This is a genomic window from Flavobacterium potami (assembly GCF_020026915.1).
GTDB lineage: Bacteria > Bacteroidota > Bacteroidia > Flavobacteriales > Flavobacteriaceae > Flavobacterium > Flavobacterium potami.
In genome coordinates this window covers 396,331-416,802 of sequence record NZ_JAINUY010000002.1, presented here as the reverse complement: position 1 = coordinate 416,802, position 20,472 = coordinate 396,331, and the positions used below count along the sequence as shown (strand labels likewise).

Sequence of the window (20,472 nt, the reverse complement as noted above, 5' to 3'; positions counted from 1 at the left end):
TTTTTTATTTTTTCTGAAAGAAATAAGTATAAATCCATGTTAGTGTAAAAGATGGAATAATATCCGTAAAAGGCAATATTTCCTCAATAAAAGTCAAAACACCCGCAACCTTCCCTACTCGTCCTTTATACATTCTAGACATAATTAAAGCTGCAATCGGCGCCCATATTACATCTGAAAACTCACCTAAAAAAGGAATTGAAAAAGAAATCATACCAATTCCATCCAAAACCAATCCGATAATCAATTTTGACACCCTGTTATCTTCTTCAACCTCTAAATCCTGCATAACAAATTCATTTTTAAGTTAATCGAAATTAAAAATTATCCTCTAAATAACATTATTTCTTTTCTAAATTAAAATTTCAAGATTCCCACACCAATAAATATGCCGATTGAGTTTTTAGTTTTTATTAAAAAATGCGACTTTCATTTTTGGAATTCGGGCTTTATTTTTGAAATTGACATTGAGTTTTGACATTGATATTTGACATTGATTTTGTAATTTGATTATTGTCTATAATCTTCGTTTCTTTGTAAAAACAGTTTCACTACATGATACACGCAAAAAACATACATAAATTCTACGACAAACTTGAAGTTTTAAAAGGAGTTGATTTACATATTAAAAAAGGCGAAATTGTTTCTATCGTTGGTGCTTCAGGTGCGGGAAAAACAACTTTATTGCAAATTTTAGGAACTTTAGACAAACCAGATCATAATCCGGATTCTTCACTAACTATAAATGGTAAGAATGTTTTGGAGCTACAAGACATCAAAGACAACAATTCTAAACAAGAAAAAATATTCAAAATCATTACTTGGTTAAGTGCTTTCTATGTTGTGATATTGGCCGTATTTTTATTATTTTTTCGAAACAAAATTGAAAATGACATTTTTGGCTATGCCACTTGGGCAATACTTGCTGCGCCAATTCTAATGATGGTGACATTTTACAGTCGTTATTTTAAAAAGAAAAGCAAACAGGACAAAACATTATCTGATTTCAGAAACTTAAATTTAGGCTTCATATTTCAGTTCCATCAATTGCTTCCTGAATTTACAGCATTAGAAAACGTTTGTATTCCAGCGCATATTGCAGGCAAAAAACCATCTGAAACAGAAAAAGAAGCTGTAAAATTGCTTACTTATTTAGGACTTTCGCACAGAATAAACCATAAACCAAGCGAACTTTCGGGCGGAGAACAACAGCGTGTGGCAGTAGCAAGAGCTTTAATCAACAAGCCAGATGTAATTTTTGCCGATGAACCTTCTGGAAATTTAGATACACATTCTGCAGAAAACCTGCACCAATTGTTTTTTCAGTTAAGAGACGAATTCGGACAGACTTTCGTAATCGTAACACACAACGAAGAATTGGCGAACATGGCTGACAGAAAGTTAGTTATGGTTGACGGACAAATTAGCAATTAGGGTAATTAGGAGCTATTTCCTGCTGTCCTTCCAAATCTTTTGTGGCGAACCCCGCCACAAAAGGATTTTCCCTCCCATCAGGGCTAGGGCACTCGAATAAATAAGACGATTTCATTTTAAGATGAACAAACAAGAACTAAAAGATTTTCTCGACGAGAAAGTCATTCAATACAACAATCAGGATTTTATCGAAAGTGATCCTGTTCAAATTCCGCATCTCTTTACTCAGAAAGAAGATATCGAAATTGCTGGTTTTCTTAGCGCATCTATCGCTTGGGGAAATCGCAAAATGATTATAAAAAACTCGCACAAAATGATGGAATTAATGGGCAACACGCCTTATGATTTCGTCATGTCGCATTCTGATGAAGATTTAGCAAGATTAGAAACTTTTGTCCATAGAACTTTCAACGGGCATGATTTCGCTGGTTTTATAAAAGGTTTGCAACACATTTACAAAAACCACGACGGACTGGAATCTGTATTTGCTAAAAATCAGGAAAAAGACAGTCTTCAGAAAAGTATCAGTGAATTTAAAAAGATATTCTTCGAAACAGATCATCTTCCAAGAACTCAAAAACACATTTCAGATCCATTAAACAATTCAGCCGCAAAACGAATCAACATGTATTTGCGCTGGATGGTGCGCCAAGACGCAAAAGGTGTAGATTTAGGAATTTGGAAAAGCATTTCTCCTTCTGTTTTGTCTTGCCCGCTTGATGTGCATTCGGGAAATGTTGCCCGTAAACTGGAAATTCTTTCGCGTAAACAAAATGATGCAAAAGCCTTATTAGAACTAGACACAAAATTAAGAGAAATGGATCCAAACGATCCTGTAAAATACGATTTTGCTTTATTTGGATTAGGCGTTTTTGAAGGTTTTTAACATTGAAAATTAAATAGTTAGATTAACAAATTATCAGATCATTTTAAGAATTTGATAGAAAAACCATGAATTTAACGTACATTTGCACAAAATTTAAAGCAAATGAGCACTTTCGAAAAATTTAATCTTCCAAAATCATTACAAAAAGCAGTTGACGAATTAGGATTTGTTACGCCTACTCCTATTCAGGAAAAATCTTTCTCTGTAATCATGTCTGGACGTGATATGATGGGAATTGCACAAACCGGAACCGGTAAAACATTTGCTTATTTACTGCCTCTTTTAAAGCTTTATAAATTTACACATACCAATACGCCAAAAATCGTAATCCTTGTTCCAACACGTGAATTAGTGGTTCAGGTGGTTGAAGAAGTAGAAAAACTGACTACTTATATGTCGGTTAAAACTTTGGGTATTTACGGAGGCGTAAACATCAATACACAAAAGAAAGCCGTTTACGAAGGTGTCGACATTTTAGTGGGAACACCTGGACGTACAATGGATTTGGCACTTGACGCTGTAGTTCGTTTTGACGAAACTCAGAAATTAGTTATCGACGAGTTCGACGAAATGCTGAATTTAGGTTTCAGACCACAACTTACTTCACTTTTTGCGATGATGAAAACCAAACGTCAAAATATTCTGTTCTCTGCAACGATGACAGATGAAGTTGATGATTTACTAAATGATTATTTTGAATTTCCTGAAGAAGTAACTTTAGCTCCATCAGGAACTCCGCTAGAAAAAATCAAGCAGATTACCTATAACGTTCCAAACTTCAATACAAAAGTTAACCTTTTAAAACATTTACTGGAAACTGACGAAAGCATGAGTCGTATTTTGGTTTTTGTAAACAATAAAAAGATTTCAGATATGCTTTTCAATCGCATTGACGAGCTTTTTGACGGACAATTTGGTGTAATTCACTCTAATAAATCTCAAAACTACCGTTTGAGTACCATGGCTGAATTCCAGGAAGGAAATCTTCGCGGTTTAATTACAACCGATGTTATGGCGAGAGGTTTGGATATTTCGAATATTACGCACGTAATTAACTTCGAACTTCCAGAAGAACCAGAATTGTACATGCACAGAATTGGCCGTACAGGTCGTGCAGATGCAACCGGAACAGCAATTAGTTTTGTTACTCCAAGAGAAGAAGAATTTAAAATAGAAACAGAACTTTTAATGAATCAGGAACTTGAAATCGCTGATTTCCCTGAAGAAGTTGAAATTTCAATAAAGCTGATTGAAGCTGAAAAAGACAAATTACCAAGAAAGTTTTTAATGAAAAAACCGAAACTGGAAGGAGAAGGCGCTTTTCACGAAAAATCCAAAAAGAACCAAAAAGTCAATCTTGGTGGTCCTTCAAAAACAAAAAAGAAAACACATGGTTCAGTCAACAGAAATATGTTGAAGACAAGAAACGAGAAGAAGAAAAAGAAATAACTTTTTTAAGATTCTAAGATACTAAGTTGCTAAGATTCTAAGTTTTTCACATAATGCAAAATATAAAAGGGTAAAGATTCTTTGAATCTTTACCCTTTTATATTTTGAACACTTAGAACCTTAGTATCTTAGCAACTTTTTTTTAGATTTTCGTAAAAACCAAACCAACTGGAGAGCATAACTCGATTCTTTTTCCAGTGTCTTCTATTTTTCCAGTTGTTTTATTTCTTTTAAAAACAACAATATCATTAGTATATTGATGTCCCACTAAAAGGTAATTTCCTGTTGGATCAATTGCGAAATCTCTTGGGCCTTTTCCTAGAGTACTTTGTTGTTCTACCAATTCGATTTTTCCGTCTTTAAGAATTTTATAAACCGAAATTGCATTGGCATCTACACGATCAGAAACATATAGAAAATTTCCATCAGGAGAAATTTTAATTGCTGCTGCTCCTGTTCCGCCTTTAAAACCTTTTGGCAGAATGCTTGTTTCTGCAACAACTTTTAAATTTCCTGTTTTATCATAGCTTAAAGTTGTTAAACTTCCATCTAATTCTTGAACTAAATAAACGAATTTACCATCTTTGCTAAAAGTCAAATGTCTAGGGCCACTTCCGGGCTTTACATCAACACTTCCTTTTAAAGTCAGCATTTCGTTTTTAGAATCTGGATTATATTTATAGATAAAAACTTTATCCAAACCTAAATCATTAGACAAAATAAACTTTTTATCTGGGGAAAAAACTACCATATGTACGTGCGCTTTTTCCTGACGCGCTGCATTCGGCCCTTTTCCTTCATGTTGAATTAATTGCTGTACTTCTGTAATACTTCCATCAGGCTTCTTTTTAAAAACCACAATGTTTCCTCCAGAATAATTTGCAACAATCACATTTTTATCATCATTTATTAAATGACAAGGATCTGCTCCTAAAGCATCATTACTGTTTAAAAACTTCAATTTTCCTGAAGCCGAATCATATCCAAAAGCACTTACTGCACTTTGGCTTCCATTTTCATTTACAGCATAAACAAATTTATTATCTGCCGAAACCGATAAATAACTTGGACTGATTACATTTTCTGAAGAATTTTTCAATTTAAAGTCGCCCGAATTAGCATCGAATTCGTAAACATAAATTCCGTTGCTTTGGCAAGTATTGGTGTAAGTTCCAATTAATAAATTGAATTTATTTTGAGCTTTTACCGCGGTTAATGATAAAGCTGAAAATAATACTAGATATATTTTTTTCATAGTTTGTTTTTTTGAATTAGCTAAAATAAGCAATAATATCGTTTTGAAGTAACAACTTAATTCCAAGAAATTACAAAAATTACATTTTTTTTGAACCATATAAGTTCATGTAAGTTATTTAAGCTGGAAATTCCAAATTCAACTTTTCACTTTTGACTTTCGACTTTTGACTTTCGACTTTTGACTTTCGACTTAAATAAACTTATATGGTTTAAATAATTTTTAATTCGTATTTTTGACCAGCATCTTCGCGAAAAACAAAACGTAGTGAAGTAAATCGAAGCCAGAATGCATTTTAAACATCCCGAAATTCTATACTTTCTGTTTTTATTGATCGTTCCAATTTTGGTTCACTTATTTCAATTAAGACGTTTTAAAACTTCCTATTTCACCAATGTTCGTTTCTTAAAAGAACTCGCAATTCAGACTCGTAAAAGTTCCAAAATCAAAAAAAGACTTTTACTAGCAACTCGTTTATTATTACTGACCTTTATAATTTTGGCTTTTGCACAACCTTTTTTTCAAGCAAAAGACAGCAAAAATGCATCCAACGAAATGTATATTGTCTTGGATAATTCGTTTAGTATGCAGGCAAAAGGCAAAAAAGGCGAACTACTAAAAAGAGCTGTTCAGGAATTGCTTGAAAATACGCCAGAAAACGCTCAATTTTCACTTTTAACCAACACCGAAAATTTTTGGAATACCGACATTAAATCGTCTAAAAGTGCTTTACAAAATCTAAAATACAGCGCTTCTTCTTTTGATCTTTCAGCAATTACAGCAAAAATAAAAGCACACAAATCGGCTAATAAAAAAGATATTGTAATTATCACAGATGCTGTTGGCTTAAAAGAAAAAGACATCAAGAATATAGATTTTGACGAAAAACCTTATTTCATAGTTCCAGAGGCAGAACAAAAAAACAATGTTTCGATTGACAGTGTTTATATTAATCAAACTTTGGAAAACTTCTACGAAATCGGAATTAATCTATCGGCATATGGTGAAGATTTTAAACCAGTTTCAACGGCGCTTTACAATCAGAACAAATTGGTTGCCAAAACAATTGTGAATTTTGACACAAAGAAGAAAAAAATCAATTTTACGATTCCAAAAGAAGCTTTTCACGGATATGTTTCGATTGAAGACAACGGATTAACTTACGACAACAAATTGTTTTTCAGTATTTCCAAAAACAAAAAAACAAACGTTATCAGCATTGGAGAACCTGAAAAAAGCAATTTTTTGTCAAGAATTTATACTTCTGGTGAATTCAATTATCATAATTACCCTATCGGTTCTTTGGATTATAATAGTTTGGAAAAACAAAATACTATTATCTTAAACGAATTAATTGATATTCCGCAAGCTTTACAAACGACTTTAAAAGCTTTTGTTTCTAAAGGCGGTAATTTAGTTGTAATTCCATCAGAGAAAAGTTCTATTTCAAATTTGAATACATTTTTAGGTGGTTTTGGAAAAATTCAATTTGGAAATTTCGAAAGCAATTCCAAATTAATCACAAAAATTAATTTCGATCACCCTTTATTTTCAGGAGTTTTCGAAAACAAAATCACGAATTTTCAATATCCGAAAGTAAACAGTTCGTTTAACGTTTCGAGTTCATATCCTTCTGTACTTTCATTTGAAGATCAATCTGCTTTTGTTACTGCAGTTCAAAATCAGGTTTCTGGAATTACTGTTTTTACAGCTCCGATAAATAGCTCCAATTCTAATTTTCAGCAATCCCCTTTAATTGTTCCGTTATTCTATAAAATCGGACAATACAATCAGAAAACAGGTGTAAATGCTTTGACAATCGGAAATAATCAGCCCTATTTTGTTGATGTTTTATTGACGAAAGATGCGATTTTAGAAGTAAAAGGCAATGACGATTCCTTTATACCAATTCAGCAAATTTTAAATAATAAAGTCAAACTAACGTTTAATGATTTTCCTGAAACAGCTGGAAACTACAGCATTTTTGACAAAAAAGAGTGGGTTGAAAATATCAGCTTTAACTATAAAAGAACCGAAAGTGATTTGAGTCAGGTAAACACTAATGTGGTTTCCGATTTTAAAACTGCCGACACGATTTCGACCATTTTTAATACCTTACAAACAGAGCGAACTGACAGCCAAATTTGGAAATGGTTTGTTATCTTTGCACTGTTGTTTTTAGCATTAGAAATGGCCATTATAAAATTTATAAAATAAGTTTTTAAACCATTAAGGCATTAAGATTATTAAGTTTTTTTCTTTATGATCTTATTTTTAATGTCCAGAGAATTAAGTTCCTCACTTTATGAACTTATTTTCTTAATGGTAGAAAACAAAAACATTTAATGTTTGATAAAATAAATATCTTAAATATGAAAATAATCATCAAAAGCGCCAAAATTATCGACTCAAAAAGTCCGTTTCACAATCAGACCGTTGATCTTTTACTTGCAGATGGTTTAATAGAAAAAATAGGCGTTTCTCTTCCACACGATAATGATGAAACGGTTGTGAGATTTGATAATCTTCATGTTTCTCAAGGTTGGTTTGACAGTAGCGTTTCGCTGGGAGAGCCAGGTTACGAAGACAGAGAAACCATCGCAAACGGGTTAAATGTTGCAGCAAAAAGTGGTTTCACAGCTATTGCTTTGCAACCAAATTCATTACCAATTATCGATAATCAATCTCAGGTCAATTTTGTAAAAAACAAAGCAAATGGTTTTGCTACAGAAATTTTCCCAATTGGTGCTTTGACAAAAGCCAGCGAAGGAAAAGATATGGCAGAACTTTTTGATATGAAAAACTCTGGTGCGATTGCTTTTGGAGATTACAACAAAAGTATCGACAATGCTAACATTCTAAAAATTGCTTTACAATATGTTCAGGATTTCGACGGATTAGTAATTGCTTATTCGCAAGATCCAAACATCAAAGGAAATGGTGTTGCAAATGAAGGAATCGTTTCGACAAGATTAGGTCTAAAAGGAATCCCGAATTTGGCAGAAGAACTTCAAATTTCGAGAAACTTATTCCTATTAGAATATACCGGCGGAAAACTTCATATTCCGACTATTTCTACAGCAAAATCGGTTGAATTAATAAGAGAAGCAAAAGCAAAAGGGTTACACGTAACGTGCAGCGCATCTGTACATCATTTGGTTTTAACGGATGAAAAATTAGATGGCTTTGATACCAGATTTAAAGTAACGCCACCTTTAAGAACAGAAGTTGACAGACAGGCTTTATTAAACGGAATTGCTGACGGCACAATCGACATGATTACTTCTGACCATAATCCAATCGATATTGAATTCAAAAAAATGGAATTTGATACAGCAAAGAACGGAACAATTGGTTTAGAAAGTGCTTTCGGAGCTCTAATGACGGTTTTACCCGTTGAAACTATTGTTAAAAAGTTAACTGCGGCAAGAACTATTTTCGGTTTAGAAGACAACACAATTCAGGAAGGTGCAAAAGCCAATTTCACCTTGTTTTCAACAGAAGGAAAATCAACTTTCAGTAAAGAAAACATTCTTTCAAAATCTAAAAATTCTGCTTTTTTAGGAACTGAATTAAAAGGTTCTGTGTACGGAATTTTCAATCAAAATCAATTAGTTACAAAATAATACAATGAATAATAATTCAGTCGAAGAAGGAAAACCAATTGCCATTACCAGTTATATTCTAATTATTGGTGTTTTAATCGCCATGAGCATGAATTCTGAAAACAAAAACAGTTTTGCTTCTTTTCATATTCGTCAGGCTTTAGGCTTGTCTTTAACTTTTATTTCGTTAGGAGCGATCATCAGTAATTTTGATAGTTTCTTTATTACTTTTCCAATGTGGATCTGTATTTCAATCCTATGGACTTTCGGAATTTTCAATGCCATTCAAGGACAAATGAAACCCATTCCTTTGGTTGGAGAATTATTTCAAAAATGGTTTAAAAAGATTGGTTAATTTTTAAAATTCCAATCTTTCATGCAGTTGAAAATTTACAATTTAGAACTAACAATTTACAATTAAAATGAATCTATCTTTAGAATATAAAATAAGAGAACCAAAAGTAATTTTAGATAAAAACCCCTTATTGCTTTTATTACACGGATACGGCAGCAATGAAGAAGATTTATTCTCATTTGCTTCTGAACTTCCCGATAATTATTACATCATTTCTGCAAGAGCTCCTTACGATTTACAATATGGCGCATATGCTTGGTACGCAATCAATTTTGATGCAGACCAAAATAAATTTTCAGATAACGAACAAGCCAGAACTTCAAGAGATGTCATTGCTTCTTTTATAGATGAATTAGTAGCAAATTATCCTATTGACGCTAACAATGTAACTTTAATTGGATTCAGCCAAGGCTCTATTTTAAGTTATGCAACTGCACTTTCTTATCCTGAAAAAATTCAGCGCGTTGTGGCTATGAGCGGTTATTTTAATGAAGAAATCATCAAAGAAGGTTTTGAAAACAACAATTTCAAAAACCTAAAAATATTCGCTTCACACGGAACTGTAGATCAAGTCATTCCGATTGAATGGGCTAGAAGAACTCCAGCAATTTTAGAAAAATTAAATATTCCAGTAGTTTACAAAGAATATCCTGTCGGACATGGAGTTGCACCGCAGAATTTCTTTGATTTTAAGAATTGGCTTTCTTTGTAAGTTTTCAGTATTCAGTATTCAGTCGCAGTCGCAGTCGCAGTCGCAGTCGCAGTCGCAGTCGCAGTCGCAGTCGCAGTTTTCAGTAGAACTTTGTCAAAGTTTGAAACTTTGACAAAGTTTTTCAAGATAACCGTTTCGTTTCAGAATTGAAAACTGTGACTGAAAACTAAAACTATTGTCCAGTATAAAGAATCTTCTCCCCTTTTTTCAAAACATATCCTTTCCACGGAATCAATTGCCAATCGCCGTTAACCCAAGAATCACCTTCAGACTTTCTTTCTAAAATGATGGATTCTTTTTGAGTATCCAAGAAAAGTTCGGCTTTATTTCCGTCAAAAATTACGTAAGATGCAGTTGTATATGTTTTTCCGTCATCGTAATGTGACAATTTTGTTCCTTCAAAAATTCGAATACATTCTTTTTTAAGTGCTGACCAAGTATAGCCTGCAGAAGCTTTACATCCATGAGCATCAGAATCTCCGCCCACAGCAACTTCTTTTTTTGGTTCTTCAGGAGTTTTAGTTGCATTTTCCTGTGAAACTTTTTTAGCGCAAGAAAACGCGCTTGCCATAATCAAAAACAAAAACATCTTTTTCATAATCCTAATTAATTTAAAGGTCAAAAAAAATAGGATTTAAAAAATCCTATTTTTGATATAACCAAGTTTGATTTACTTCAAAGGTAATATTATCGTCGTTATCAACAAAGTATTTTAACAAGACTTCTCCCCATAATTCTCCATTACTGTAATCTGCAATGATCCATCTGTGGTTTAAGATTTTTACTTTGTTTATAATAAATTTCGTTGGTCCAATTTGGTCTTGACCTGTGTAAGGATTTCCTTTTGGATTTGCATTAAAATCTAACAACTTTTCAGTTACGACTGGAATTAATTTTTCATACAAAATAACTTTTCCGCCAGAAGCACTGTTATCAAAGTAATTTTGTGCATTTTCGTTATGTTCTAAAGAAAAATAATCAGCTTCAGCCAATTGAGTTTTTACGATATTGATGCTATCTCTTAGTTTCTTAGTTGTCTTATCGTATCTATTCTGTGCAAATTTCACCTCTCCGCTATAAAACGCATAAGTAAAAACGTTCATTAGAATAGCAAGAATAAAAAGATAAAGCATTAAGGATTTTTTCATTTTGTGGTATAATTAAATTGTAATTTCTAAATTATCGTAAGCCAAAAAGACATTTTCCGGAAGTTGTTTTTGTACTTCTTCATGAAAACCTAAAACGTGGCTAATATGCGTTAAATAGGCTTTTTTAGGTTTTACGAGATTTATAAAACCAAGAGCTTCCTGCAAGTTGAAATGCGTATCATGAGGTTCAACACGTAATGCATTTACAACTAAAACCTTTAAACCTTTAAGTTTTTCAATTTCAGATTGTTCTATTGTTTTGACGTCTGTCAAATAAGCAAAATCATCAATGCGATAGCCAAAGACCTGCAAATCACCATGCATAGCATTTATAGGAATCGCTGTTTTGTCTCCAACCGCAAATGGTGCATTATTTTGCACTTCGATAGTTTTTACGCTTGGCGCTCCCGGATACTTGTTTACCGTTTCAAAGACATAATCAAAACGACGTCTTAGGTTATCTAAAACGCGTTGATGTCCGTAAATCGGAATTTCTCCCTGTCTGAAATTAAAAGGGCGAATATCATCTAAACCAGCAGTATGATCTGCATGTTCGTGAGTAAATAAAATCGCATCGAGTTTTCGACATCCGCATGAAAGCATTTGTTGTCTGAAATCGGGGCCGCAATCGATTACGAAGGAATGATCATTCCACGTAATCCAGATGGATACGCGAAGTCTTTTGTCCTTAGCATCAGTGCTTTTACAAACTGGATGATCGATCCCGATTATCGGAATACCCTGTGAAGTACCTGTACCTAAAAAATAAACCTTCAATTGAACTTAATTTTTTTACAAAAATAGGATTATTTCTCTTTCATTAGAAGCCTAATTTGCTAACTTTGTAACAAATCTATTTAAAATAAAATGGGTACAGAAATAAAACTCAAAGGTGACAAGGTCATCGAACAGATTCCTTCTATAAAAGACAAAGCGTTACGCATCAATTTAAACGAGAATATTTACGGTACATTTGCTGAAATTGGAGCTGGACAAGAGACAGTTAGACATTTTTTCAGATCCGGAGGTTCATCGGGAACAATTGCAAAAGCAATGTCTGCCTATGATAAAGATTTTAGTGACGCCGTTTATGGTGTTGAAAGTGACGGAAGATATGTGACCGAAGAGCGTTTGAAAAAAATGCTTACGCATGAAGGCCAAATCATCGAAGAGCGTTTAAGTCGTGAAAAACACCCTACAAAACTTTTCTTTAGTTACGCCAATACGGTTGCTACAATAGATTTTGCCAAACAATTTAAAGGCCACGGTTGGGTCGGAATTCGATACCAAATTGAGCCAGACGAAGCTTACAACGAAATTATTCTTCATATTCGTTTTAAAGAAACCGACGCCAGATTACAGCAAGAAACACTTGGAATTTTAGGTGTAAACTTAATTTATGGTGCTTTTTACAAATATAATGATCCAAAACGTTTACTGCGTTATTTATATGATCACTTAGACAAAGATCAGTTAGAGATTGACACCATCAACTTTTCCGGTCCTCGTTTTGCCGATGTAGACAATCGTTTGATGAGTTTGCAATTGGTTAAGAACGGAATGACAGATGCCGTAATGTTTAATCCAGAAGGAAAAAACATTCTTCCGGCAGCAATTTTATACAAAAAGAACCTTTTAGCTTTAAGAGGAAGTTTCCGTCCGGTTACAAAAGTAAACATGGACATGTATGAGAAATCACTAAAAATGTTTCTCGAAGAAAATAAGGTTGAAAAAAATAACACACTTGTTATTTTTGAAATCACACTTTCGAATTTACGTTCGGATGGTGAAATTGACGAGCGCGACTTTATGGATAGAGCAGAATTACTTTGTTCATTGGGTCAAACGGTTATGATTTCAAATTTCCAGGAATACTATAAAGTTGTAGAATACTTTGCCAACTATACCAAAGCACGTATGGGATTAGCGATGGGTGTAAACAACCTTGTTGATATTTTTGACGAGAAATACTATCGCCATTTAAGTGGAGGAATTTTGGAGGCTTTTGGAAAATTATTCTATCGCGATATGAAAGTTTTCTTATATCCAATGTTGGATGAAGATGGAAGTTTAATGAATTCTAACAACTTGAAAGTTCACCCAAGAATGAAAGAATTGTACAAATTCTTTAAATTCAATGGAAAAGTGGTTGACATTGAAGATTACGATCCGAATATTCTAGAAGTATTCTCTAGAGAAGTTTTAAAAATGATCAACCAAGGAAAAACAGGCTGGGAACCAATGCTTCCTCCTGGAATTCCGGAAATTATAAAAGAACATCATCTTTTTGGATATCATCCGCAGAAAGAATTAGAACAAAATACATAATAAAAAAAGTCCCTTTTAATTGGGATTTTTTTTTGTTTCAAGTTTTTTTTTGTTTCACGTTTCAAGTTATTGTTGGAGCGGATATTTTTTAACCGCAAAGTTCGCAAAGCTTTGTGAACTTTTTTATTTTTTTGTCTGGCTGAGCGAAGTCGAAACCCAACTTTGCGCCCTTCGACTTCGCTCAGGGTGACAACGTGAAACTTGAAACTTGGAACTTGAAACAAAAAAAACTCTATTTCAAGATCTGAGAAGCGTGTTCTTTTGTTTTTACTTTTTCGATTACTTCTTCGATAATTCCTTTTTCGTTGATTACGAAAGTGGTTCTGTGAATTCCGTCGTATTCTTTTCCCATGAATTTCTTTGGTCCCCAAACTCCGAATGCATTTATTACAGATTTGTCTTCGTCTGCAAGCAAAGGAAATGGCAATTCGTATTTTTCTTTAAATTTTATCTGCGCTTTCTGACTGTCGGCACTTACTCCAAGTAGTTCATAATTATTGGCTTGAAAACGATGAAAATTATCTCTTAAATCACACGCTTCTGCTGTGCAACCAGGTGTACTTGCTTTTGGATAAAAGAAAACAACTAGTTTTTTGCCGGCATAATCCGCCAACTTATGTGTTTTTCCGTCTTGATCTGTTCCTGAAAAATTTGGCGCTTTATCACCCGCTTTTAATGTTGTCATATACTTTTATTTTAAATTTCTGATCTTAGATTTCTTTCAAAATTATGATTTCTTCTTAAGAGATTGAAATCTTAAAGTCCTTTTTTTGCCCCAGATTCTAGTGAAAACCCCGGAATTGTGCTAGTTTACATTTTTTGTATTTAAAAAGCGACCGGAGGAAGCTCTTTTAAATACTTAAAAATGTTACTAGTACAATGAGGAGTTGAAACGGAAAGCTGGATTAGGCACATCATTAAAATTATATTATTTTTACAGGATAAAATAACGGAAATGAATAAAGAAGCCCGCGTACAATTTGTAATCGATACATTAAAAGAACTCTACCCTACTATACCTGTTCCTTTAGACCATAAAGATCCTTATACGCTTTTAGTAGCGGTTTTATTGTCGGCTCAATGTACAGATGTACGCGTGAACCAGATTACGCCATTGTTGTTTGCAAAAGCTGACAATCCGTATGACATGGTTAAAATGTCTGTGGAAGAAATTAAAGAAATTATTCGTCCTTGCGGTTTATCACCGATGAAATCAAAAGGAATTCATGGTTTATCTGAAATTTTGATTGAAAAATATAATGGAGAAGTTCCGCAAAGTTTTGAAGCACTTGAAGCTTTACCTGCCGTTGGACATAAAACAGCAAGTGTAGTAATGTCTCAAGCTTTTGGCGTTCCAGCTTTTCCTGTGGACACACACATTCACAGATTAATGTACCGCTGGAATTTATCAAATGGGAAAAATGTAGCGCAGACTGAAAAAGATGCGAAGCGATTATTTCCAAGAGAAATATGGAACGACTTACATCTTCAAATTATTTGGTACGGACGTGAATATTCGCCTGCACGAGGCTGGAGTCTTGAAAAAGATATCATTACCAAAACAGTTGGAAAAAAATCTATTATTGAAGAAATGGAAAAAGCCTCAGTAATTAAAAAAAAGTAAGGCACAAAAATTAAAATCTTTGTGCCCTTAAAATTTTTACGATTTATACTTTAAAATTACCTTCCTGCTTTTAAAGCATTATATTCATTTGTCATATCAAGTGATCTATAAACACCTAATAATGTTTTCGTTGCATCTTCATTTTTAGGCTCAATAGCTAATACTTTTTTAAGATACGGAATTGCACTTCTCGCCACATCATCTTTTTGTGCATTCAATTTATCATACTTTTTCATTTCTGACGGACTAGTTCCTAAAGTTGATATTTCATCTGCCAACTCTTTTTTAATCTGCAATTTCAAATAAGCAAGATTAATGTAAGCATCAATATAATTAGGATTAAGTTCTAAAACAGAATTATAAGTCGATTCTGCTTTACCATAATCTTTTCTTTCCATATAGGCGTAAGCCAAGTTATTGATAACTTCAATCTTTTTTGAAGGAACTGTTTCTGTTCTTGGTTTATCATAAAGTCCTTGCTGAATAGCAGATTCTCTAGCTTTTGGAGATATAAAATTGTCCTCCTCTTTTGTTTTCTTGTTCGTTGCTAAATACAAAACTCCTTTTCCTGTATAATTAATCTTTTTTAGGATTTCATAATACGTTACTGCAGAGTTATAATCTCTAGCATTGATAGAAGATGACGCTGCATTGTATAAATTTAATGTGTCTTTCTTATCGAACAAATATACTTTATAACTTTTCTCTGCACTTTCTTTGAATCTTCCGGCTTTAAAATCTGCCATGGCACCATTTACAAGACTACCTTTCATGTCTTTTAAAGCCATATTCGCCTTTACTGTTGATTTGTATTTTCCAGATTCGTTTTCGTATAAAAACACATCCTGATAAGCCTGAGATGCCAATGTAAAATTATTGACAGCATCTACGTCTTTAGTTGCAAGATCTTTATGAGCATTTCCTTTTAAAAAATAATAATCTGACTTGTCTTCGTCTGAAGCATTAAGGATAAGATATTCTGCTTTCTTTAAAGCGGCCAAAGATTCCTGGCTTTTTCCTTTATCATACAAAGATTGTGCTTCCTTGATTTGTTCTTTTTGGGCAAAAGCACCCACACTAATCATAAACAAGCATGATAGCATTGTAATGTTCTCTTTCATTTTGCGGTTAAGTTTTGGGTTGATTAAATGATTTTGTGTTGTTCTTGAGGCATTAATTTCTTATAATAATCTCTTATTACATTGAAATTAATCAGTACTAAAAATATTTTCTGGTCCAAATCTTTTTAGCACACAATCAAATAAGCATCAACTTAACAAAGCAGGATAATTTTTCTTCATAGGTAATTTTGGTTTTGGTTAAATATTTGGTTCTTAATTCATTATTAATTAAATTTTATTATTTACAAAAATGACAATTAGCAAAAAGCACACATAAAAGCTTTTTTACTGAATAAAACATTAGTTTTTAACTAAAATAAAATTAAAAACTAAATAAACATATAAAATTGAATCATAATGTTAAATTTTAACAAAACTTAGAAAAAATAGAATAAAAACCTTATAAAAAATTACATCCATAAAAAAAACTCACTATCTGTATGAAACATACAAACAGTGAGTCTGTCAGCCAAAACGACCATTTGGCTTTATTTTTAATAAACCTCCGGCTTAAGAGCGGGTGGCTTAGTTAGCTATAATCTCAAAATCTTTATCTTCGATCTTAACTACAGTCAAAGCTTGAGAATAGTTTAAGATAAAAGAAACGACTTCTTTTTTAGGTTTAAGATCTTTAGAAGCTAATGCTTTTTTTGAGTAAATTTTCGCCATACTATCAAATGTTTTATATTAGTATAACGAGCTTATTATCAAAATAGTATTAGTTGGTTAAAATAATTTGATGTTTCTCAATTATTTTTCTTAAATTCATAAGCGCATAACGCATTCTTCCTAATGCTGTATTAATGCTTACACCTGTAATTTCAGAGATTTCTTTAAAACTCATGTCTTGATACATTCTCATTACCAAAACTTCTTTTTGATCTTCTGGAAGTTCTTCAATTAGTTTTTTAAGATCGAGTTCTACCTGATCTACAATCATTTTGCCTTCAATTGTCAATGAATCGTCAGACATTATAGAGAAGATAGAAAACTCTTCTGTTTCTCTATACATTGGCATTTTTTTTGTTTTTCTAAAATGATCTACGATTAAGTTATGAGAAATACGCATAACCCAAGGAAGAAATTTGCCTTCTTCATTATAAGAATTACCTTTTAAAGTTTTGATTACTTTAATGAAAGTATCTTGAAAAATATCATTTGAAATATCTCTATCAGCAATCTTCGAATATATAAAACCATATATCTTAGACTCATGCCTTTTTATTAATGTCGCAAGTGCATTCTCGTTGCCTTCAACATAATTTTTTACTAATAGAGCATCTGGAGTATGCAGATCAGCCATAATAACTACTTTTTTAGTTTCTGTTTTAAAATTTGGAGTAAATTTTCTAAAAAGTAGTTTTTCTATATAGGCGTTCCTTTTTTTTGTGGGTTACATGAATATTATGGCCAAATTTAACAAATATTTATTTTAAAATCCAAATTAAATCAGTAATAATTATAAGAAAATCATTTAATAATGTATAATAAACTTAAAATTTACACTGAAAAGCCCAAAAAACCTTCATAAAATCCTTAAAATTAATGTGATCTTTAATTTTATTGCTAAAAAAATTATCAGTTTCAAATTGGGCTTTCTTTCATTTTAACCACTTAAATAGTTACTATTTGGAACTAAATCCATAACAAAATCCAATTTAAAATTGATTACTTTTGTAAAAATTGACTTTTTTATGCAAATTGATCTTTCTAAAATAGACCCAAAATCAAATATTATAATAAAAGGAGCGCAGGTACATAATTTAAAAAATGTAGATGTGGTCATTCCGAGAAACAAACTTGTTGTTATTACAGGTCTTTCGGGATCAGGAAAATCGAGTTTAGCTTTTGATACTTTATATGCCGAAGGACAGCGTCGTTATGTAGAAAGTTTATCTTCTTATGCACGTCAGTTTTTAGGTCGTTTGGATAAACCTAAAGTAGAGTATATTAAAGGTATCGCACCTGCAATAGCAATTGAACAAAAGGTAAATACAACCAATGCGCGTTCGACTGTTGGAACTTCTACAGAAATTTACGATTACATCAAGCTTTTGTTTGCACGAATCGGACGTACCTATTCTCCAGTTTCTGGTCAGGAAGTTAAAAAAAATACAGTTACAGATGTTATTTCGGATGTGAAAAATCTGGAAATCGATAGTAAATGGCTTTTGCTTTCACCTATTCATCTGGAAGAAGGAAGACAGCTTGAAGACAAATTAAAAGTGCTTTTACAACAGGGATTTGCACGTATTTTAGTCGACAATGAAATGGTTCGTTTAGATGAATTCAACGCTTCAGATCTACATAAACTTGATAATAAAGACATCTTGTTGATTATAGACCGTATTGTGGTAAAAGAGGAAGAAGAATTTTACAATCGTCTTGCGGATGCAGTTCAAACCGCCTTTTTTGAAGGAAAAGGAATTTGTTATTTACAGGAATTAAATTCGGACAAAAGATTTTCATATTCAAATAAATTTGAACTTGACGGAATCACTTTTTTAGAACCTAATGTTCATTTGTTCAGCTTTAATAATCCTTATGGAGCCTGTCCAGTCTGTGAAGGTTATGGTAATATTATTGGTATTGATGCTGATTTGGTTGTTCCAAATACTTCCTTATCCATTTATGAAAGTGCCATTTATCCGTGGCGCGGCGATAGTATGAGCTGGTATAAAGACGAATTAGTAAAACATGCTTACAAATTTGATTTCCCAATACACAAACCTTATTTTCAACTAAGCGATGAACAAAAAGATTTAATTTGGACCGGAAATCAATATTTTCAGGGTTTAAATGATTTCTTTAGAGAATTAGAAGAAAAAAATTATAAAATTCAGAATCGTGTAATGTTATCGCGCTATCGTGGTAAAACGAAATGTCATGTATGCAAAGGGAAACGTCTTCGCGAAGAAGCTTCTTATGTAAAAATTAATGGCAAAACAGTTTCTGATTTAGTTGATTTGCCTATCAGACATTTGGTTACTTTCTTTAAAAATATCGAATTGAACGTTTACGAACAGCAAATTGCAAAACGTTTGATGGTTGAAATCAATAATCGTTTGTCGTTTTTAACAGAAGTTGGTTTGGACTACCTTACTTTAAATCGAAATTCTGCAACACTTTCTGGAGGAGAATCGCAGCGTATTAATCTTGCAACTTCTTTAGGAAGCAGCTTAGTCGGATCGATGTATATTCTAGACGAACCAAGTATTGGCTTACACCCAAAAGACTCTGAAAGACTGATTAAAGTTTTGCTTTCTCTACGTGATTTAGGCAATACTGTCATTGTCGTAGAACATGATGAAGATATTATGAAAGCGGCCGATATGATTATTGATATTGGACCAGAAGCAGGAACTTTTGGAGGAAAATTGGTCGCGCAAGGAACTTATGATGAAATCTTGAAATCTGATTCTTTAACGGCCAAATACCTTAACGGAGATTTAGAAATTTCTGTTCCTAAAAAGAGAAGAAAATTCAAAAATCATATAGATATCGTTGGCGCACGAGAAAACAATCTAAAAAATATTAATGTTACTTTTCCTTTAGATGTTTTAACTGTTGTAACAGGAGTTTCAGGAAGTGGAAAAAGTACTTTAATTAAGAAAATCTTGTTTCCTGCAATGCAGAAAAAACTAGAAAGCGCCTCTGAAAAAGCTGGACAGTTTACAGAACTCAACGGATCGTTTTCACAAATTAAACATATTGAATATGTAGATCAGAATCCGATTGGAAGAAGTTCTCGTTCAAATCCTGTCACGTATATTAAAGCTTATGACGACATACGTGATTTGTATGCCAAAGAAAAATTATCAAAAATAAGGGGGTATCAGGCAAAACATTTTTCTTTTAATGTTGACGGAGGAAGATGTGAAACCTGTAAAGGAGAAGGTTCTATCAATGTCGAAATGGTTTTTATGGCCGATGTTTCGCTTCCGTGTGAAACTTGTGGCGGAAAGCGTTTCAAAAAAGAAATCCTGGAAGTTGCTTTTGATAATCAGAACATCAATGATATTCTAACCATGACTATTGATGATGCAATTGCTTTCTTCGAGAAAAATAAGCAATCAAAAATTACACAAAAACTACAACCACTTCAAGATGTAGGTTTAGGATATGTGCAATTAGGACAATCTTCATCTACTCTTTCTGGCGGTGAAGCACAACGTATAAAATTAGCTTCTTTCTTAGTAAAAGGAGCAACAAAAGACAAAGCTTTATTTGTGTTTGACGAACCTACAACGGGACTTCATTTTCATGATATCAAAAAGCTTTTAGCTTCTTTTGATGCCTTAATTGAAAAAGGACATTCACTTATCGTAATCGAACATAATCTTGACTTGATAAAATGTGCCGACTGGATTCTGGATTTAGGACCGGAAGGTGGGGAAAATGGAGGATATTTATTAGCTTCGGGAACTCCAGAAGAAATTGTAAAAGTAAAAGAATCGGTTACTGGAGTTTATTTGAAAGACAAATTATAATTCAGGAAACACTTTAAAATAATTAAGCCATAAATACAATTGATTAGTTTGTATTTATGGCTTTC

The 20,472-nt window shown here is 32.8% G+C and carries 18 protein-coding genes and 2 pseudogenes; 11 read left to right on the top strand and 9 right to left on the bottom strand.

Features of this window, described 5'->3' with window-relative positions; translation table 11 throughout:
• Window positions 1-4 precede the first annotated feature (4 nt).
• Window positions 5-289 carry a hypothetical protein gene (locus K6T82_RS07615; protein ID WP_223705338.1) on the bottom strand — a complete coding sequence of 95 codons (285 nt, stop codon included), beginning with the start codon at window positions 287-289 and terminating at the stop codon, window positions 5-7.
• Between the two features lie 266 nt (window positions 290-555).
• On the opposite strand from K6T82_RS07615, the pseudogene K6T82_RS24590 reads away from it, so the two are divergent.
• From K6T82_RS24590 to K6T82_RS07600, 4 genes and pseudogenes are all read left to right on the top strand, one after another.
• Window positions 556-771: pseudogene (locus tag K6T82_RS24590) on the top strand (ATP-binding cassette domain-containing protein); the annotation flags it as partial.
• Between the two features lie 213 nt (window positions 772-984).
• Window positions 985-1,434, top strand: a pseudogene (locus tag K6T82_RS24585) (ABC transporter ATP-binding protein); the annotation flags it as partial.
• A gap of 121 nt (window positions 1,435-1,555) precedes the next feature.
• Complete coding sequence (locus K6T82_RS07605; protein WP_223705336.1) at window positions 1,556-2,320, top strand: TIGR02757 family protein; 765 nt, start codon at window positions 1,556-1,558, stop codon at window positions 2,318-2,320.
• Between the two features lie 102 nt (window positions 2,321-2,422).
• The gene (locus tag K6T82_RS07600) at window positions 2,423-3,769 is read left to right on the top strand and encodes a DEAD/DEAH box helicase (protein WP_223705335.1); all 1,347 of its coding nucleotides are present in this window, start codon (window positions 2,423-2,425) and stop codon (window positions 3,767-3,769) included.
• Window positions 3,770-3,911: 142 nt separating this feature from the next.
• Here the strand turns inward: K6T82_RS07600 and K6T82_RS07595 are convergent, their stop codons facing one another.
• Entirely contained in the window at window positions 3,912-5,024 is a 1,113-nt protein-coding gene (locus tag K6T82_RS07595; protein WP_223705334.1) for a lactonase family protein, read from the bottom strand.
• A gap of 288 nt (window positions 5,025-5,312) precedes the next feature.
• On the opposite strand from K6T82_RS07595, the gene K6T82_RS07590 reads away from it, so the two are divergent.
• The 4 genes from K6T82_RS07590 (at window position 5,313) to K6T82_RS07575 (ending at window position 9,696) form a co-directional block, all read left to right on the top strand.
• Complete coding sequence (locus K6T82_RS07590) at window positions 5,313-7,241, top strand: vWA domain-containing protein (RefSeq protein ID WP_223705333.1); 1,929 nt, start codon at window positions 5,313-5,315, stop codon at window positions 7,239-7,241.
• Window positions 7,242-7,396: 155 nt separating this feature from the next.
• Window positions 7,397-8,650 carry a dihydroorotase gene (locus tag K6T82_RS07585; protein WP_223705332.1) on the top strand — a complete coding sequence of 418 codons (1,254 nt, stop codon included), beginning with the start codon at window positions 7,397-7,399 and terminating at the stop codon, window positions 8,648-8,650.
• Between the two features lie 4 nt (window positions 8,651-8,654).
• Window positions 8,655-8,984 (top strand): hypothetical protein, encoded by a 330-nt coding sequence (locus K6T82_RS07580; RefSeq protein ID WP_223705331.1) that lies wholly within the window; start codon window positions 8,655-8,657, stop codon window positions 8,982-8,984.
• Window positions 8,985-9,051: 67 nt separating this feature from the next.
• Window positions 9,052-9,696 (top strand): alpha/beta hydrolase, encoded by a 645-nt coding sequence (locus K6T82_RS07575; protein ID WP_223705330.1) that lies wholly within the window; start codon window positions 9,052-9,054, stop codon window positions 9,694-9,696.
• Window positions 9,697-9,868: 172 nt separating this feature from the next.
• On the opposite strand, the gene K6T82_RS07570 is transcribed toward K6T82_RS07575, so the two are convergent.
• From K6T82_RS07570 to K6T82_RS07560, 3 genes are read right to left on the bottom strand one after another with little or no spacing between them, the layout of a single operon-like run.
• Complete coding sequence (locus K6T82_RS07570; protein ID WP_223705329.1) at window positions 9,869-10,294, bottom strand: hypothetical protein; 426 nt, start codon at window positions 10,292-10,294, stop codon at window positions 9,869-9,871.
• Window positions 10,295-10,340: 46 nt separating this feature from the next.
• Window positions 10,341-10,844: a hypothetical protein gene (locus K6T82_RS07565; RefSeq protein WP_223705328.1), complete on the bottom strand. Its 504-nt coding sequence runs from the start codon at window positions 10,842-10,844 to the stop codon at window positions 10,341-10,343.
• 12 nt (window positions 10,845-10,856) lie between these two features.
• Window positions 10,857-11,621 carry an MBL fold metallo-hydrolase gene (locus K6T82_RS07560; protein ID WP_223705327.1) on the bottom strand — a complete coding sequence of 255 codons (765 nt, stop codon included), beginning with the start codon at window positions 11,619-11,621 and terminating at the stop codon, window positions 10,857-10,859.
• A 90-nt stretch (window positions 11,622-11,711) separates the two neighbouring features.
• On the opposite strand from K6T82_RS07560, the gene K6T82_RS07555 reads away from it, so the two are divergent.
• Window positions 11,712-13,172: a TonB-dependent receptor gene (locus tag K6T82_RS07555; RefSeq protein WP_223705326.1), complete on the top strand. Its 1,461-nt coding sequence runs from the start codon at window positions 11,712-11,714 to the stop codon at window positions 13,170-13,172.
• Window positions 13,173-13,404: 232 nt separating this feature from the next.
• On the opposite strand, the gene bcp is transcribed toward K6T82_RS07555, so the two are convergent.
• Window positions 13,405-13,857 (bottom strand): thioredoxin-dependent thiol peroxidase, encoded by a 453-nt coding sequence (gene bcp, locus K6T82_RS07550; RefSeq protein ID WP_223705325.1) that lies wholly within the window; start codon window positions 13,855-13,857, stop codon window positions 13,405-13,407.
• Window positions 13,858-14,127: 270 nt separating this feature from the next.
• Between bcp and K6T82_RS07545 the strand changes: the two genes are divergently transcribed.
• The gene (locus tag K6T82_RS07545) at window positions 14,128-14,796 is read left to right on the top strand and encodes an endonuclease III domain-containing protein (RefSeq protein ID WP_223705324.1); all 669 of its coding nucleotides are present in this window, start codon (window positions 14,128-14,130) and stop codon (window positions 14,794-14,796) included.
• A 56-nt stretch (window positions 14,797-14,852) separates the two neighbouring features.
• Here K6T82_RS07545 and K6T82_RS07540 read toward each other — a convergent pair whose 3' ends face one another.
• The 3 genes from K6T82_RS07540 to K6T82_RS07530 form a co-directional block, all read right to left on the bottom strand.
• Window positions 14,853-15,917, bottom strand: a complete 1,065-nt coding sequence (locus K6T82_RS07540; RefSeq protein ID WP_223705323.1) for a tetratricopeptide repeat protein — start codon at window positions 15,915-15,917, stop codon at window positions 14,853-14,855.
• Window positions 15,918-16,442: 525 nt separating this feature from the next.
• Complete coding sequence (locus K6T82_RS07535) at window positions 16,443-16,586, bottom strand: hypothetical protein (protein ID WP_223705322.1); 144 nt, start codon at window positions 16,584-16,586, stop codon at window positions 16,443-16,445.
• A 49-nt stretch (window positions 16,587-16,635) separates the two neighbouring features.
• Window positions 16,636-17,220, bottom strand: coding sequence for an RNA polymerase sigma factor (locus tag K6T82_RS07530; protein WP_223705321.1), 585 nt, complete (start codon window positions 17,218-17,220; stop codon window positions 16,636-16,638).
• Between the two features lie 391 nt (window positions 17,221-17,611).
• On the opposite strand from K6T82_RS07530, the gene uvrA reads away from it, so the two are divergent.
• Window positions 17,612-20,407, top strand: coding sequence for an excinuclease ABC subunit UvrA (uvrA, locus tag K6T82_RS07525; protein ID WP_223705320.1), 2,796 nt, complete (start codon window positions 17,612-17,614; stop codon window positions 20,405-20,407).
• Window positions 20,408-20,472 lie beyond the last annotated feature (65 nt).

Coding starts and splice junctions, on each gene's coding strand:
- K6T82_RS07615 (WP_223705338.1), bottom strand. CDS start 289: ATGCAGGATTTAGAGGTTGAAGAAGATAACAGGGTGTCAAAATTGATT.
- K6T82_RS07605 (WP_223705336.1), top strand. CDS start 1,556: ATGAACAAACAAGAACTAAAAGATTTTCTCGACGAGAAAGTCATTCAA.
- K6T82_RS07600 (WP_223705335.1), top strand. CDS start 2,423: ATGAGCACTTTCGAAAAATTTAATCTTCCAAAATCATTACAAAAAGCA.
- K6T82_RS07595 (WP_223705334.1), bottom strand. CDS start 5,024: ATGAAAAAAATATATCTAGTATTATTTTCAGCTTTATCATTAACCGCG.
- K6T82_RS07590 (WP_223705333.1), top strand. CDS start 5,313: ATGCATTTTAAACATCCCGAAATTCTATACTTTCTGTTTTTATTGATC.
- K6T82_RS07585 (WP_223705332.1), top strand. CDS start 7,397: ATGAAAATAATCATCAAAAGCGCCAAAATTATCGACTCAAAAAGTCCG.
- K6T82_RS07580 (WP_223705331.1), top strand. CDS start 8,655: ATGAATAATAATTCAGTCGAAGAAGGAAAACCAATTGCCATTACCAGT.
- K6T82_RS07575 (WP_223705330.1), top strand. CDS start 9,052: ATGAATCTATCTTTAGAATATAAAATAAGAGAACCAAAAGTAATTTTA.
- K6T82_RS07570 (WP_223705329.1), bottom strand. CDS start 10,294: ATGAAAAAGATGTTTTTGTTTTTGATTATGGCAAGCGCGTTTTCTTGC.
- K6T82_RS07565 (WP_223705328.1), bottom strand. CDS start 10,844: ATGAAAAAATCCTTAATGCTTTATCTTTTTATTCTTGCTATTCTAATG.
- K6T82_RS07555 (WP_223705326.1), top strand. CDS start 11,712: ATGGGTACAGAAATAAAACTCAAAGGTGACAAGGTCATCGAACAGATT.
- bcp (WP_223705325.1), bottom strand. CDS start 13,857: ATGACAACATTAAAAGCGGGTGATAAAGCGCCAAATTTTTCAGGAACA.
- K6T82_RS07545 (WP_223705324.1), top strand. CDS start 14,128: ATGAATAAAGAAGCCCGCGTACAATTTGTAATCGATACATTAAAAGAA.
- K6T82_RS07540 (WP_223705323.1), bottom strand. CDS start 15,917: ATGAAAGAGAACATTACAATGCTATCATGCTTGTTTATGATTAGTGTG.
- K6T82_RS07535 (WP_223705322.1), bottom strand. CDS start 16,586: ATGGCGAAAATTTACTCAAAAAAAGCATTAGCTTCTAAAGATCTTAAA.
- K6T82_RS07530 (WP_223705321.1), bottom strand. CDS start 17,220: ATGGCTGATCTGCATACTCCAGATGCTCTATTAGTAAAAAATTATGTT.
- uvrA (WP_223705320.1), top strand. CDS start 17,612: ATGCAAATTGATCTTTCTAAAATAGACCCAAAATCAAATATTATAATA.